This is a genomic window from Bacillus sp. PS217, from assembly GCF_037963535.1.
GTDB lineage: Bacteria > Bacillota > Bacilli > Bacillales > Bacillaceae > Bacillus > Bacillus subtilis.
The window spans coordinates 2,283,970-2,298,913 of sequence record NZ_CP150157.1 but is presented as its reverse complement, the minus strand read 5'-3'; the positions used below and the strand labels follow the sequence as shown (position 1 = coordinate 2,298,913).

Sequence of the window (14,944 nt, the reverse complement as noted above, 5' to 3'; positions counted from 1 at the left end):
TGTCATGGCAGAGCTGAGCGGAAATTTTCTTTATGCGGCCTTTCTTGTGTATTTAATCGCTGTCCCAATCTTCGGCGGGGCCATACGCGGGAATAAAGATAAAAAGGGCAGGCCAAACCGATGGGCCAACATTGGAATCACCCTTTCTATTGTCGGTTTTTTCTGCCACCTAGGATATTTCATCACAAGGTGGGCTGCCAGCGGCCATGCGCCTGTCAGCAATATGTTTGAATTCACCACCGCTTTTGGCATGATGCTTGTTTTGGCGTTTATCATTCTTTATTTTCTCTATAGATTGCCTTCATTAGGCCTGTTTACGCTGTCAATTGCTTTATTGCTGATTGCCTACGCCAGCATGTTTCCGACAGATATCTCGCCTTTAATTCCTTCGCTCCAAAGTAACTGGCTGTATATTCACGTAACAACGGCCGCGCTTGGGCAAGCTATACTTGCCATCAGCTTTGTCGCTGGTGTCATCTTTCTTTTGAAGCATGTAGACCAGACAAAGCCAAGCAAAAAGACCTTCTGGCTTGAAGCGATTATGTTTATCCTGGTCACAACCGTCGCCTTTATTGCAATCACATCGGCATTTCGTCTTGCAGGCTATGAAGCGGAGTTTAACTGGGTGGACAAAAGTAAAGAAAAAAGCGTGATGGTGTACGAAATGCCCGCGCTTGTCGGTCCGCATCAGGGAGAGCTTTTGACCGAAGGAAGAATGGAACCGCTTGTTGATCTTCCCGCGCTTTTCTCAGGCAGAAAAGTGAACACTGTCATTTGGTCATTTGGAGCAGGTCTTGTGTTGTATGGGGCTCTCCGTCTGATCATCAGAAAAAGAATCAGCGCTCTATTACATCCGCTGGTGAAAAACGTCAATCTTGATCTGGTGGATGAGGTTGGGTACAGGGCCGTATCAATCGGATTTCCGATCTTTACACTCGGCGCGCTGATCTTTGCAATGATTTGGGCTCAGCTCGCGTGGACCAGATTTTGGGGCTGGGACCCTAAGGAAGTATGGGCGCTGATCACGTTTTTGTTCTATGCCGCTTACTTGCACTTAAGACTGTCAAGAGGCTGGCACGGTGAGAAGTCAGCATGGCTGGCCGTAATCGGTTTTGCTATTATTATGTTTAATTTAATATTCGTAAATCTTGTGCTTGCCGGACTTCATTCTTATGCATAGTCCTTTGAAAGCGACACAGTTCTCAAACTTTCTCACGATTTGATAAAATGAAAGTAACAGAAGGAAAGCAGGGGGAAAACATGGACCAAACGAACGAAACAAAAATATTAGTAGTTGATGACGAAGCCAGAATTCGCCGCCTTTTAAGAATGTATCTTGAACGTGAAAATTATGCTATAGATGAAGCGGAAAATGGTGATGAGGCCATTGCCAAAGGGCTTGAAGCCAATTATGACTTAATTTTGCTTGATCTGATGATGCCGGGGACTGATGGAATTGAAGTGTGCCGGCAAATTCGTGAAAAAAAAGCGACACCCATTATTATGCTGACCGCAAAAGGAGAAGAAGCAAACCGGGTGCAGGGGTTTGAAGCGGGAACAGATGATTATATTGTTAAGCCGTTCAGCCCGAGAGAAGTCGTGCTGCGTGTAAAGGCCCTTTTGAGAAGAGCATCCCAAACCTCTTATTTCAATGCCAATACACCGACGAAAAATGTGCTCGTGTTTTCACATCTGTCCATAGACCATGATGCTCACCGCGTAACAGCTGATGGAACAGAAGTGAGCCTGACGCCAAAAGAGTATGAGCTTCTATATTTCTTAGCGAAAACGCCTGACAAGGTGTATGATCGGGAAAAGCTTCTGAAAGAAGTGTGGCAATATGAGTTTTTTGGTGATTTACGGACAGTGGACACTCACGTCAAACGCTTGAGAGAGAAGCTGAACAAGGTTTCTCCGGAGGCTGCGAAAAAAATTGTCACCGTATGGGGTGTAGGTTATAAATTTGAGGTCGGCGCTGAATGAAATTTTGGAAAAGCGTAGTAGGCAAGCTGTGGTTTACGATCCTTTCACTCGTCTTGATCGTATTGTTCATTTTAACGGTTCTTTTGCTGGAGTTTATTGAAAACTACCATGTGGAAGAAGCCGAGAATGATTTAACACAGCTTGCGAATAAAGTTGCTGTCATCCTAGAAAATCACGAGGACCAGGCACTGGCAAGGTCAATCACTTGGGAGCTCGCTGATAACTTAACAAGCATTGCCATCATCCAGGATGAGAAGAACCACTGGTATTCTCCGAATGATAAAAATCGCCTGTCGTCTATTACGGTTGAGCAAATACAGCATGACAAAGACTTAAATAAAGCTCTCCAAGACCATAAAAAAGTAAGCAAACGGACGGGACTGAGCGATACAGACACGGATAATGAACGCCTGATTGTAGGTGTCCCGTATGAAAAAGACGGAAAGAAAGGCATGGTCTTTTTATCCCAGTCTTTGCTTGCCGTTAAAGATACAACAAAACATACGACCCGCTATATTTTTCTTGCCGCTGGAATTGCGATTGTGCTGACCACATTTTTCGCATTCTTTTTATCAAGCAGGGTCACGTACCCTCTCCGAAAAATGAGAGAAGGCGCGCAGGATTTGGCGAAGGGCAAGTTCGATACAAAAATCCCGATTTTAACTCAGGATGAAATCGGTGAACTGGCGACCGCTTTTAATCAAATGGGCCGGCAGCTTAACTTTCATATCAATGCGCTCAATCAAGAAAAAGAGCAGCTTTCTAACATTTTGAGCAGTATGGCTGACGGGGTTATTACCATTAATATTGACGGTACGATTCTTGTGACCAACCCGCCGGCTGAACGTTTTCTTCAGGCTTGGTATTATGAACAGAACATGAATATCAAAGAAGGCGACAACCTTCCGCCTGAAGCAAAAGAGCTGTTTCAAAACGCTGTCAGCACTGAAAAAGAACAAATGATTGAGATGACGCTGCAAGGCAGATCATGGGTGCTTTTGATGTCGCCGCTTTATGCGGAATCGCACGTAAGAGGAGCGGTTGCCGTACTGCGTGACATGACAGAAGAACGCCGCCTTGATAAGCTGCGGGAGGACTTTATCGCAAATGTCAGTCATGAGCTGAGAACACCGATCTCCATGCTTCAGGGATACAGTGAAGCAATTGTCGATGACATTGCAAGCTCTGAAGAAGACCGGAAAGAAATTGCCCAAATCATTTATGACGAATCGCTCCGAATGGGCCGTTTAGTTAATGATTTGCTTGATTTAGCCCGAATGGAATCAGGCCATACAGGCTTACATTATGAAAAAATCAATGTGAATGAGTTTTTAGAAAAGATCATTCGGAAGTTTTCGGGTGTTGCGAAAGAAAAAAATATTGCTTTAGATCATGACATTTCTCTCACAGAAGAGGAATTTCTGTTTGATGAAGACAAGATGGAGCAGGTATTTACCAATTTGATTGATAACGCGCTGCGGCATACTTCAGCCGGCGGCAGTGTCTCCATTTCAGTCCATTCTGTGAAGGATGGATTGAAAATTGATATCAAAGACTCCGGGTCCGGCATACCGGAAGAAGATCTGCCATTTATCTTTGAGCGGTTTTATAAGGCAGATAAAGCGCGGACAAGGGGCAGAGCAGGAACCGGTTTAGGGCTGGCTATCGTTAAAAATATCGTGGAAGCCCACAACGGATCAATTACTGTGCACAGCCGAATAGATAAAGGAACAACATTTTCTTTTTATATTCCGACAAAACGGTAAAATCGAGTCTGAATTTGCCGAAGAATCTTGTTCCATAAGAAACACCCGCTGACTGAGCGGGTGTTTTTTTAATAGCCAACATTAATAAAATTTAAGGATATGTTAATATAAATTCCCTTCCAAATTCCAGTTACTCGTAATATAGTTGTAATGTAACTTTTCAAGCTATTCATACGACAAAAAAGTGAACGGAGGGGTTTCAAATGGAAGAAACCTTTCAATTATTATATGATACATATCATCAAGATTTGTACCAATTTTTATTTTATATGGTAAAGGATAAAAACCAGACAGAAGACCTTCTTCAAGAGGTTTATATCCGGGTATTAAATTCTTATCATACGTTTGAAGGAAGAAGCAGTGAAAAAACATGGCTTTTGTCTATCGCACGCCATGTTGCGATAGACTGGTTCCGTAAACAGCAAACAATCAGACAGCGTATACTCGGTACATTTGACTGGGATACACAGGATGTCAGGGATCAGCAATTGCTGCCGGACGAACTTGCGGTTCAACATGAAAATGTCCGGGAAATTTATGCTGCGCTTGATCAATGTACAATCGATCAAAGAGCTGTGATTATCTTGCGGTTTATTCAGGGATATTCAATACAGGAAACAGCCAAGGCTCTGCGCTTCTCGGAAAGCAAAGTAAAAACGACCCAACACAGAGGGCTCAAAGTACTTCGGAAACATATGGAGCTTTTGAGGGAGGAGCTAATGGATGATGAAGTCAGAATGGAACGAAGAACAGATAAAGGAGTTGTTAAGTCAACTTCCGGCAGTTAAAGACCATCGTTCGCCTCAGGATATTTACAAGCGGCTGACGATGGCAAAGCGTAAAAATAAGCCCGCTGTCAGGTGGATTGGCCCCGCGTGTGCCGCTGCAATTGCGGTTTATATCGCCTTCATTATTTCTCCTCATTTCTTTGATCAGGCACAGCCTCAACAAAAAGAAGCGTCCCAAGAGAACGCAGTAACGAAAACTGAGACAGAAGACAGCCCAAAAGCTGCATCGTCCTTGGATCATACATCGTTTGTTGTACCTGAAAAGGAACAAGACAATTACATCACTGTAGCAGTTGCTGATGCCGATACATCCGCAATCATACCCGTCAGCATCCAAAAAACAAATGCACACCAAACGATCCAGGATATGCTGTTTGAAAGTAGTGAATTGGGCATCCTTGATCATGCCATTACAATTCCATCCTTCATAGATGAAGTAGAAATAAAAGAAAAACCAAAGCAGAAGGAATTAAGTATACGAGTCCATCAGCCAGCTACGGCATTTTCTGTAAAAGATGATACACTGTTAAAAAAATTGCTTAAAGAATCCTTAAAATGGAGTCCTTATGAAAAAGTCAAATTTCTATCGGATCAAAATGAGAGTGGGGTTCAGATTGGCTCATATGGCACTTTTACGGAAATTTCGATTTCCAAACAGTCAAAACGATCCTACTACTTGTACCAAAATAAACAAGGACAAGACTTTCTCGTTCCGTCAAATCATTCTTTTGATACAGTAAAAGAAGCGATTAAGGAAATGGAATCGAGCAGTCAAAAAGATACAACACCGCTTATTCAAGCGGGTACTGTCCAATCTGTAACGAAGAAACAGAAGCACTTATATATCCGTTTCTCAAAGGACTCAGAAGTTGAGGATTCTATTGCCAGTATTTTAATGATTGAGGGACTTCTTTTAACCGCAAAAGAGTTTGGCTTCACAGAAGTGACCTTTACCGAAACCAGAACAAACAAAATCGGCAAATATGACGTATCAGATGCAATTCCGGTACCGGCTGCTCCAAATCCGATTTTCTTAAACTAAAATGGGCCCTTTGAGGCTCTTTTTTAGTTGCTATTCATATAATAGAAATTTTCAAAAAAAAGTTGTACGTGTATAATAAAACAAGGTAACGATTGAAAGGATTTGAGATGAGTGAACGTGTTAACAATTAAAGGAGTTTCCATCGGGGAAGGAATGCCGAAAATCATCGTTCCGCTGATGGGAAAGACGGAAAAACAAATTCTGAATGAAGCAGAGGCAGTAAAATTACTGAATCCGGACATTGTTGAATGGAGAGTCGACGTATTTGAAAAAGCGAATGACAGAGAAGCGGTCACAAAGCTCATTTCTAAGCTTCGTAAATCTTTAGAAGACAAGCTATTTCTATTTACATTCAGAACCCACAAAGAGGGCGGGAGCATGGAGATGGACGAAAGCTCCTATCTTGCTTTGCTAGAATCGGCAATCCAAACAAAAGACATCGATCTGATAGACATCGAATTATTTTCAGGAGATGCAAATGTAAAAGCGTTAGTATCGCTGGCGGAAGAAAACAACGTCTATGTGGTGATGTCAAATCACGACTTTGAAAAAACACCTGTAAAAGATGAAATTCTTTCCAGACTTCGAAAAATGCAGGACTTAGGCGCGCATATTCCAAAAATGGCTGTCATGCCGAATGATACTGGAGATCTCCTAACACTGCTTGATGCGACGTATACAATGAAAACAAAATATGCAGACCGCCCCATTATTACAATGTCAATGGCTGCAACAGGGCTCATCAGCAGGCTGAGCGGTGAGGTTTTTGGATCGGCTTGTACTTTTGGAGCTGGAGAAGAGGCGTCCGCACCAGGTCAAATACCTGTTTCTGAGCTAAGGAGTGTCTTAGACATTTTGCATAAAAACACACGAGGATAGAACAATAAAAAAACTCAAGCTTTATAGCTTGAGTTTTTTTGATTAGGGCAGATCAATGAGCTTCACAGACACAATATCAGGGACATTTGTTAGTTCTTTCACAATTTTATCTTCCAGATGTCTGTCAAAGGAAAGCATCATGATGGCTTCTCCACCTTTTTCCTTACGGCCAACCTGCATAGTTGCAATGTTAATATCATTATCTCCGAGAATACGTCCTACTCGGCCGATGACACCTGTTGTATCTTGATGCTGGATATACACCAAGTGACCAGTCGGATAAAAATCAATATTAAATCCATTGATCTCGACAATTCGTTCTCCGAAATGAGGAATATACGTAGCCGTTACAGTAAAGGTGCTGCGGTCACCTGTCACTTTTACGCTGATGCAGTTATCGTATCCAGATTCAGAAGAGGAAATTTTTTCACTGAAGCTGATGCCGCGTTCTTTTGCGACACCCCCGGCATTGACCTCATTAACAGTAGAGTCTACGCGCGGTTTTAAAAAGCCTGACAGAAGGGCTTTTGTAATGAACGATGTTTCAAGTTTAGCAATTGTGCCTTCATATTGAATGGCAACATCCTGTACTGGTTCTTTCATGCACTGTGATACAAGGCTGCCAATTTTTCCTGCAATTTGATGGTAAGGCTTAATTTTAGCAAATTCATCTTTTGTCATGGCAGGCAGGTTGATAGCTGACATGACAGGCAGGCCTTTTGCGAACTGCAGAACTTCTTCTGACACTTGGGCGGCGACATTGAGCTGTGCTTCTTTCGTTGATGCTCCCAAGTGAGGAGTGGCAATGACTAACGGATGATCAACAAGTTTGTTGTCAACTGGCGGTTCAACTTCGAAAACGTCAAGAGCCGCTCCCGCAACATGCCCGTTTTCCAAAGCTTCGAGAAGTGCTGCTTCATCGATAATTCCGCCTCGCGCACAGTTAATTAAGCGAACGCCTTTTTTCGTTTTTGCAATCGTTTCTTTATTCAATAAGCCTTTTGTTTCTTTTGTTAAAGGCGTGTGAACGGTAATGATATCCGCACTTTCAAGCACTTCTTCAAATGTACGGCTGTTTACGCCGATTTTTTTCGCTCTTTCTTCCGTTAAGAAAGGATCAAAAACGTGCACAGTCATACCGAATGCTCTCGCACGCTGTGCAATTTCACTTCCGATACGGCCTAATCCTACAATACCAAGCGTTTTTCCATAAAGCTCTGAACCGACATAAGCTGTGCGGTTCCACTCTCTGGATTTCACTGAGATATTAGCCTGCGGAATGTGTCTCATTAAAGAAGAGATCATTGCAAATGTATGCTCAGCTGTCGAAATGGTGTTGCCGTTCGGAGCATTGATCACGATTACCCCGTGTTTCGTAGCCTCATCAATATCGATATTATCGACACCGACACCGGCTCTTCCGACAATTTTTAAAGAAGTCATTTTGTTGAAAAGGTCTTCTGTTACTTTTGTCGCGCTTCGCACCAAAAGAGCATCAAAAGTATGTAATTCATCTTCTGCATCTGCTACGTTTTTTTGAACGATTTCAATAAAGTCTGATTCAATAAGTGGCTGTAAACCGTCGTTGCTCATTTTGTCTGAGACCAATACTCGAAACATCGTTAGATTTCCTCCTAAATTGACAAACTAAATATCTGATAATTTAACATATTCTCAAAAGAGTGTCAACGTGTATTGACGCAGTAAAGGATAAAAGTAAAGCCTAATAAATCAATGATCTGACAGCTTGCAGGTAATATATTTAATTTGAAGCAATTCTCTATACAGCAAACCAGTTATCGTTTATAATGTAATTAAATTTCATATGATCAATCTTCGGGGCAGGGTGAAATTCCCTACCGGCGGTGATGAGCCAATGGCTCTAAGCCCGCGAGCTGTCTTTACAGCAGGATTCGGTGAGATTCCGGAGCCGACAGTACAGTCTGGATGGGAGAAGATGGAGGTTCATAAGCGTTTTGAAATTGAATTTTTCAAACGTTTCTTTACCTAGCCTAATTTTCGAAACCCCGCTTTTATATATGAAGCGGTTTTTTTATTGGCTGGAAAAGAACCTTTCCGTTTTCGAGTAAGATGTGATCGAAAAGGAGAGAATGAAGTGAAAGTAAAAAAATTAGTTGTGGTCAGCATGCTGAGCAGCATTGCATTTGTTTTGATGCTGTTAAATTTCCCGTTTCCGGGTCTTCCGGATTATTTAAAAATCGATTTTAGCGACGTTCCCGCTATTATTGCCATTCTGATTTACGGACCTTTGGCGGGTATTGCCGTAGAAGCGATAAAAAATGTTCTTCAGTATATCATTCAGGGAAGCATGGCCGGAGTTCCTGTAGGGCAAGTTGCGAATTTTATTGCAGGAACGCTCTTTATATTACCGACTGCTTTCTTATTTAAAAAACTCAACTCAGCAAAGGGCTTGGCTGTCAGCCTGCTTTTGGGAACTGCAGCGATGACCATTTTAATGAGTATTTTAAATTATGTTCTGATTCTTCCGGCATACACGTGGTTTTTACATTCACCGGCATTATCCGACAGCGCGCTAAAAACAGCAGTCGTCGCAGGTATCCTGCCGTTTAACATGATAAAAGGTATTGTAATTACGGTTGTATTCTCACTAATTTTTATCAAGCTTAAGCCATGGATTGAGCAGCAGCGAAGTGCACATATCCATTAAATAAAAAAGCTCCCGTTCGGGAGCTTTTTTTAGTTACTTCTATTCAAATTTAAGCGGGTCGCCTTCAAATGGCTCATCCGCCACTTTGATGGAATCAGTAGGGCATCCTTCAAATGCGTCAATCATATCTTCTTCCAGTACCTCAGGAACTTCGACAACACCTTTGTTTTCATCAAGCGTTACGAACGCGATGCCTTCATCATCGTAATCGTAAATGTCTGGTGCAGCAGCTCCGCAAGCGCCGCATGCAATACATGTATCTTTGTCTACGATTGTGTACTTTGCCATGAATAAAACCTCCCAGATTGTTCTTGGTGGAACAAATGGATCAATCTTTATATTTAATCAATTTAACACCTATTCCTCTTACTTATTGTAATGATGTTGCTGCCACATTTCAACAGAAAAATGATTGAGAATGCTTATCACATAAGGGGTTATCTACATAACATCCCCCTTAATGATGACTTTAAACGTCGATTTCTGTTTGAAATCTGTTAAAATAAAAAGAGCAAATCAACGATTTTTGTCAGGAAGAATGTAGGTGGATAGGTTGTCATTAAATTACTTCGATATTATGGTTCTCGATTGTCTTTGCAAAATAAACGGGGAACGGTCGGGAAGCGCTGTTTTTCACCTATTCAAAGGCAAGAGATCGTCACAGACCATTCAAGATGCCGGCTTATTTCAGACTGCAAAATACTTTGGAATGGCGGCAAAATGTTCGAGAAGCGATATTTCTGCGTCGCTTGACAAGCTTGAAAAGCATTCATATCTCGCGCCAATGTCTGAATCAGATACATACAAAGTGACAGCCAGCGGCGCAGCAGTTTTGAGACATGCCCTTAGCGAGCGGCCTTGGCCCGTTCATTGTCACGGCGCTCATTATCAGCAGGCTGCCGGCGTGCTTTGGAAAAGGCTTTCGCTGCTTGTGCAGGTCCTATCCCATAAACAGCAAGGGAGCAGGCAGTATATCCCTGTCACAAAGGATCATAAGACACTTCACTGGGTAAAGAAATACCTGTCCCGGCATACGGATCATATAGAGATGGCAAAAAGCCTTTTTGCCATGCTTGAGGCGCATTTGAAAAAGATTGAAAACAAAGCAGCGCAAATTTTTGTCTACTCCTTAACCTCGCACCATCGGATAGGTTATACGAGCAGGCAGCTTGCTGATACGCTGAAAGAAGACGAATGGTATGTCTATATCATGTTTTGGGCTTCGGTACATTATTTTATTCATTCTCTTCCGGAGTGTGAAGATGCTTTGTTAAAGGATCTCCTTTCTGATGTGCGCTTAGATAATGCCCTGACAGAGTCGACGAGGAAAACATGGCAGATGGTCAAACAAGGGTTTCCGATACAGCGAATTGCTGAAATCAGAAAGCTGAAAACAGCGACGATTGAAGACCACATTGTCGAGATTTCTCTCCATGAGCCTGCGTTTATGATTAATGACTATGTATCAGCAGAAGACCAGCTTCAAATCGCAGAGTTTGCCAAACGGATGCGGACGAATAAAATCAAACAAATTCGCGACGGGCTGGAACAGCGGTTCAGCTACTTTCAAATCAGACTGGCATTGACAAAGCAGGTGCAGCAATATGACTAAATTACAGCAAACGTTATATCAGTTTTTTGGTTTTACTTCCTTTAAAAAAGGGCAGCAGGACATTATTGAAAGCATACTCAGCGGGAAGGATACCATTGCAATGCTCCCGACTGGGGGAGGGAAATCGCTTTGCTACCAGCTGCCTGGTTATATGCTTGACGGCATGGTATTAATCGTTTCTCCACTGCTTTCTTTAATGGAGGATCAGGTGCAGCAGCTCAAAGCCCGGGGGGAAAAGCGTGCTGCAGCTTTGAACAGCATGCTTAACAGGCAGGAAAGACAATTTGTTTTAGAACATATTCATCGATATAAATTTTTGTACTTGTCTCCTGAAGCTTTACAGTCTCCATATGTATTGGAAAAATTGAAAAGCGTTCCGATTAGCCTATTTGTTATTGACGAAGCGCATTGTATTTCTGAATGGGGACACGACTTCAGGCCTGATTATTCAAAGCTCGGACAGCTGAGAAAAAAACTTGGACACCCGCCCGTTCTGGCATTGACCGCCACGGCTACAAAGGAAACGCTGCAAGATGTCATGAACCTGCTGGAGCTGCAGCATGCTGTACGCCATCTCAACTCAGTCAACCGCCCAAACATCGCACTGAGGGTTGAAAATGCGGCGGATACTGCCGAAAAAATAGATAGGGTCATTCAGCTGGTTGAAAACCTGCAAGGTCCGGGAATTGTTTATTGTCCAACACGGAAATGGGCCGAGGAATTAGCGGGTGAAATTAAAAGCAAAACGAGCAGCAGAGCCGACTTTTACCATGGCGGTTTGGAGTCAGGGGACAGGATTTTAATTCAGCAGCAGTTTATTCATAACCAGCTTGATGTGATATGTTGTACGAATGCGTTTGGAATGGGTGTCGATAAACCTGATATCAGATATGTAATTCATTTTCACCTCCCGCAGACGGCAGAAGCTTTTATGCAGGAAATCGGCAGAGCGGGACGCGACGGAAAGCCGAGTGTCAGCATTTTGCTGCGGGCGCCAGGGGATTTTGAATTGCAGGAACAAATTATCCAGATGGAGAGTGTCACAGCTGAAGAAATCGCCGACGTAATCCGTGTGCTAGAGAAGACGGAGGAGCGGGATGAGAGAAGGCTGCGTGACGTATTACTTCAGTATGGCGTCGGAGAGACACAGGCCCGTATGATGATTCATCTCTTTATGCAGGGAAAAACATCAGTTGAACTGATGAAGAAAGAAATTTCATATCGCATGGAGCTGAAGCTGGAAAAAATGCACCGTGTATCATTTTTGCTTCAGCGTGACGGCTGTTTAAGGCAGGCACTGTTAACCTACTTTGATGAATCATACGAGCCTGATGACGGAAACCTCCCGTGCTGTTCACATTGCGGTTTTGATTTATCCTTGTATGAACAAAAAGGGGAACGGAGTAAAATGGCGCCATTAGACAGCTGGAGTTCGGAATTGCACCGGATATTCAGCTTGCAGACTGTAGGTGAGCTGAACTGAAACAGCAAAAAGATTATATTCAGCATATGACTGACCATGATATGCTGAAGCAGTTATATTTGACGCAGCTACTCATCATCTTTGCCGCTGCTGCAGCAGGACTGTTCTTTTTTGAGGATGTACGGGACGTATTAAAGCTCTGGGACATTCGCGATATGCGAATCATCTGGTATGGTGTTTCTATAGCTGTTATTGTTATTTTAGCCGATATGGCAGTAATGAAATGGTTTCCGTCTCATTTATATGATGACGGCGGAATCAATAAAAAAATATTCAGTAAGAGGTCAATCCCTCATATTATATTTTTAACGCTTCTGATTGCTTTCGCGGAAGAAATGTTATTCAGAGGAGTGCTGCAGACTCATATCGGTTTATGGGCGGCCAGCCTTATATTTGCCGCTCTGCACTTTCGGTATTTGTCAAAATGGCTGTTATTTATTATGGTGACAGCAATCAGCTTTTTGCTCGGTCTGATGTATGAATGGACCGGCAACTTATTTGTTCCGATGACGGCGCATTTTATCATTGATGCCGTGTTTGCCTGTCAGATTCGTTTTGAACATGTGAGGAGGGATAAACATGACGAACATGTCGAGAGTAGAGAGAAGAAAAGCCCAGGATCTTTATGAAGATCAAAACGCCGCATTGGCGGACGATTATGTCGATGATGGAGAAAGCCTTCCGACAAGACAATCTGTAAAAAATCAAAGAGAACAGAAAAAAAAGCAAGGCAAAACAAAAACGCCATTATTCACAGTACTCGCAGTAATATTTGTATTTGTGCCGGTTATCGTTTTAGTCACCTTATTTTATCTAAAGAGCCACCCGGATAATCATGACGATTATGAAGATGTTTTTATTGACAGCAGCCAAAGCAAATATGAGGTTGTCCCGAAATCAGAGGATAAAAACGATACCGCAGACACTAAAGAGACCGCACTGCAGAAGGAGTCAAAAAAAGAGCCTGAAGATTCCAAGCCAAAAGAGCCGGCAAAAACCGCTGATGATAAGAAACAGACTGCTGTAGCAGAAAAAGAAGACTCGGCAAATAAGGAGGAAGCAACCGCCGCGGCTGCTTCCTCTTCCCAATCAACAGTACAACAGCAAGAACAGCAACAGCAGCCGGCTGAGCCAGTTCAAAATGTGCCGAATCGCGTTGTTAAGCACACCGTCCAAAAGAAAGAAACGCTATACCGCATTTCCATGAAGTATTATAAAAGCCGGACAGGAGAAGAAAAAATTCGAGCATATAATCATCTGAATGGAAATGATGTTTACACCGGACAAGTTTTGGACATCCCTTTAATGGATGAATAGGGTATTATTTTTATTTTACGTTCATATATTGTAGCAATGAAAATGGACAAGGTGTGAAGCGTATGGAATCCTTATGGAATCAGCTGGATCAGTTTACAGACGCGCCGACCAAACAGATGCTCCAAGCGCTGGTAAAACGAAAACAAAAATTCGAAAATTATGCAGCACAATGCCGCAGATGGCGATGGGCTTCACTTATCTGCCTAGGCTTATTATGTGTTATGATCATGATCAAAAGCCCGGAGCCTCAGCTTATACTTCAAGAAATACTTAGCCATACCTTTTATTTATTTTGGATGCTGGCAACCGCTTTTGCCTACTGCACTTCATATTATTTCAAGAAAAAGGAAGAAAAATCCGAGACCGATTTCCATAAACTGAGATGTGAAATTATTCAGAAAAGCACTGATCTCTGGCCGCAGCCCGATAAATGGAAGGCGAGAGAGTCTGTTTTTCATATGATGAAGCACAAATATGACATTAATCTATATTTTGAAAGTAAATAAAATGGGGCGTTTTCTCAAACGATAGAAACGTCTTTTTTTATTGTCCGTCTTATTGATAAGTTCTAAAAAGAATGGAGAGTTTTTTATGAAGCTATCAGTGAAAATTGCCGGTGTACTAACTGTTGCGGCAGCGGCAATGACGGCAAAAATGTATGCAACAGCAAAAGGCAATCATTTGAAGACACATACGTTTCCTTTATCAAAGATGAAGGGCAAGCCGCCTCTGACAATCTTTTTTATTTCAGACATTCACAAACGTCTCATCGATCAAGACCTTTTAGAAAAAGCGCGAAGCCATGCCCCCCACTTGGTTATAATCGGCGGTGATTTAGCTGAGGGCGGGGTGCCCAGTGCGAGAATCGAGGAAAACATCAAAAGGCTCGTACATTTCGGGGTCCCTATCGTGTTTGTGTGGGGGAATAATGATTATGAAGTCAGGCAGCATAAGCTGTATTCCATATTTAAAGCGCACGGCGTCATCACTCTGAGAAATGAGTCAGTCCCGTTTTCATACAATGGGCATACGATTGCGATTGCGGGGGTTGATGATATCAGGATGGAGATGGATCATTATGAGGAAGCCATCAAAGAACTTGATGAAAGCCAGCTGAATATTCTGGTTTGCCATAATCCGGAGATTCATGAACAAATCAATGAAGATGACGGTATTGATGTGATACTCAGCGGACATACCCATGGAGGCCAGATCAGGTTTGGAAAATTCGGCCCTTATGAACTGGGGAAAACAGGTATTGTTAAAAACGCGGCATATCTAATCAGCAACGGCTACGGCACGACAAAAGTGCCTCTTCGTTTAGGTGCTGAGCCTGAAACTCACATTGTGACTCTTTGCGGGCCAGAATAACTTCTAAAAAGCAA

Annotated in this window: 15 protein-coding genes and 1 riboswitch; of the genes, 13 read left to right on the top strand and 2 right to left on the bottom strand. The window is 42.6% G+C overall.

Features of this window, described 5'->3' with window-relative positions:
* Nucleotides 1–4: 4 nt before the first annotated feature.
* From resC to aroD, 6 genes are all read left to right on the top strand, one after another.
* Nucleotides 5–1,180: a cytochrome c biogenesis protein ResC gene (gene resC, locus NSQ83_RS11690; RefSeq protein WP_004398799.1), complete on the top strand. Its 1,176-nt coding sequence runs from the start codon at nt 5–7 to the stop codon at nt 1,178–1,180.
* An 80-nt stretch (nt 1,181–1,260) separates the two neighbouring features.
* Nucleotides 1,261–1,983, top strand: coding sequence for a DNA-binding response regulator ResD (gene resD, locus NSQ83_RS11685; protein ID WP_003246107.1), 723 nt, complete (start codon nt 1,261–1,263; stop codon nt 1,981–1,983).
* On the top strand, nt 1,980–3,749 hold the full coding sequence (gene resE, locus NSQ83_RS11680; RefSeq protein ID WP_339238425.1) for a sensor histidine kinase ResE: 1,770 nt from the start codon (nt 1,980–1,982) through the stop codon (nt 3,747–3,749). Before resD ends, resE begins: the two co-directional genes overlap by 4 nt.
* Before the next feature lie 203 nt (nt 3,750–3,952).
* Nucleotides 3,953–4,537: an RNA polymerase sigma factor SigX gene (sigX, locus tag NSQ83_RS11675; protein WP_003230521.1), complete on the top strand. Its 585-nt coding sequence runs from the start codon at nt 3,953–3,955 to the stop codon at nt 4,535–4,537.
* Nucleotides 4,473–5,579, top strand: a complete 1,107-nt coding sequence (rsiX, locus tag NSQ83_RS11670) for an anti-sigma-X factor RsiX (RefSeq protein ID WP_217024376.1) — start codon at nt 4,473–4,475, stop codon at nt 5,577–5,579. The genes sigX and rsiX overlap by 65 nt, the downstream gene beginning before the upstream one ends.
* Before the next feature lie 111 nt (nt 5,580–5,690).
* The gene (gene aroD / locus NSQ83_RS11665) at nt 5,691–6,458 is read left to right on the top strand and encodes a type I 3-dehydroquinate dehydratase (protein WP_015714185.1); all 768 of its coding nucleotides are present in this window, start codon (nt 5,691–5,693) and stop codon (nt 6,456–6,458) included.
* A 42-nt stretch (nt 6,459–6,500) separates the two neighbouring features.
* Here aroD and serA read toward each other — a convergent pair whose 3' ends face one another.
* A complete protein-coding gene (gene serA / locus NSQ83_RS11660; RefSeq protein ID WP_004398713.1) occupies nt 6,501–8,078 on the bottom strand; it encodes a phosphoglycerate dehydrogenase in 1,578 nt (525 codons plus the stop codon).
* 208 nt (nt 8,079–8,286) lie between these two features.
* Nucleotides 8,287–8,421: riboswitch (FMN riboswitch) on the top strand.
* A gap of 153 nt (nt 8,422–8,574) precedes the next feature.
* On the opposite strand from serA, the gene fmnP reads away from it, so the two are divergent.
* A complete protein-coding gene (gene fmnP, locus NSQ83_RS11655) occupies nt 8,575–9,147 on the top strand; it encodes a riboflavin transporter FmnP (RefSeq protein WP_004399159.1) in 573 nt (190 codons plus the stop codon).
* A 39-nt stretch (nt 9,148–9,186) separates the two neighbouring features.
* On the opposite strand, the gene NSQ83_RS11650 is transcribed toward fmnP, so the two are convergent.
* Nucleotides 9,187–9,435: a ferredoxin gene (locus tag NSQ83_RS11650; RefSeq protein WP_003225461.1), complete on the bottom strand. Its 249-nt coding sequence runs from the start codon at nt 9,433–9,435 to the stop codon at nt 9,187–9,189.
* 265 nt (nt 9,436–9,700) lie between these two features.
* Between NSQ83_RS11650 and NSQ83_RS11645 the strand changes: the two genes are divergently transcribed.
* The 6 genes from NSQ83_RS11645 (at nt 9,701) to NSQ83_RS11620 (ending at nt 14,930) form a co-directional block, all read left to right on the top strand.
* Nucleotides 9,701–10,759, top strand: coding sequence for a helix-turn-helix domain-containing protein (locus tag NSQ83_RS11645; protein ID WP_217024492.1), 1,059 nt, complete (start codon nt 9,701–9,703; stop codon nt 10,757–10,759).
* Entirely contained in the window at nt 10,752–12,242 is a 1,491-nt protein-coding gene (locus NSQ83_RS11640) for an ATP-dependent DNA helicase RecQ (protein WP_015251799.1), read from the top strand. The genes NSQ83_RS11645 and NSQ83_RS11640 overlap by 8 nt, the downstream gene beginning before the upstream one ends.
* Before the next feature lie 26 nt (nt 12,243–12,268).
* A complete protein-coding gene (locus tag NSQ83_RS11635) occupies nt 12,269–12,871 on the top strand; it encodes a CPBP family intramembrane glutamic endopeptidase (protein WP_198298753.1) in 603 nt (200 codons plus the stop codon).
* Nucleotides 12,822–13,559 (top strand): LysM peptidoglycan-binding domain-containing protein, encoded by a 738-nt coding sequence (locus NSQ83_RS11630; protein WP_198878663.1) that lies wholly within the window; start codon nt 12,822–12,824, stop codon nt 13,557–13,559. Before NSQ83_RS11635 ends, NSQ83_RS11630 begins: the two co-directional genes overlap by 50 nt.
* Before the next feature lie 62 nt (nt 13,560–13,621).
* Nucleotides 13,622–14,065 carry a YpbF family protein gene (locus tag NSQ83_RS11625; protein WP_003230531.1) on the top strand — a complete coding sequence of 148 codons (444 nt, stop codon included), beginning with the start codon at nt 13,622–13,624 and terminating at the stop codon, nt 14,063–14,065.
* A gap of 85 nt (nt 14,066–14,150) precedes the next feature.
* The gene (locus NSQ83_RS11620; RefSeq protein WP_003230532.1) at nt 14,151–14,930 is read left to right on the top strand and encodes a metallophosphoesterase; all 780 of its coding nucleotides are present in this window, start codon (nt 14,151–14,153) and stop codon (nt 14,928–14,930) included.
* The last annotated feature ends 14 nt before the right edge of the window (nt 14,931–14,944 follow it).

Coding starts and splice junctions, on each gene's coding strand:
- NSQ83_RS11650 (WP_003225461.1), bottom strand. CDS start 9,435: ATGGCAAAGTACACAATCGTAGACAAAGATACATGTATTGCATGCGGC.
- NSQ83_RS11630 (WP_198878663.1), top strand. CDS start 12,822: ATGACGAACATGTCGAGAGTAGAGAGAAGAAAAGCCCAGGATCTTTAT.
- NSQ83_RS11640 (WP_015251799.1), top strand. CDS start 10,752: ATGACTAAATTACAGCAAACGTTATATCAGTTTTTTGGTTTTACTTCC.
- NSQ83_RS11625 (WP_003230531.1), top strand. CDS start 13,622: ATGGAATCCTTATGGAATCAGCTGGATCAGTTTACAGACGCGCCGACC.
- resC (WP_004398799.1), top strand. CDS start 5: ATGGCAGAGCTGAGCGGAAATTTTCTTTATGCGGCCTTTCTTGTGTAT.
- serA (WP_004398713.1), bottom strand. CDS start 8,078: ATGTTTCGAGTATTGGTCTCAGACAAAATGAGCAACGACGGTTTACAG.
- NSQ83_RS11620 (WP_003230532.1), top strand. CDS start 14,151: ATGAAGCTATCAGTGAAAATTGCCGGTGTACTAACTGTTGCGGCAGCG.
- resD (WP_003246107.1), top strand. CDS start 1,261: ATGGACCAAACGAACGAAACAAAAATATTAGTAGTTGATGACGAAGCC.
- resE (WP_339238425.1), top strand. CDS start 1,980: ATGAAATTTTGGAAAAGCGTAGTAGGCAAGCTGTGGTTTACGATCCTT.
- NSQ83_RS11635 (WP_198298753.1), top strand. CDS start 12,269: ATGACTGACCATGATATGCTGAAGCAGTTATATTTGACGCAGCTACTC.
- rsiX (WP_217024376.1), top strand. CDS start 4,473: ATGATGAAGTCAGAATGGAACGAAGAACAGATAAAGGAGTTGTTAAGT.
- sigX (WP_003230521.1), top strand. CDS start 3,953: ATGGAAGAAACCTTTCAATTATTATATGATACATATCATCAAGATTTG.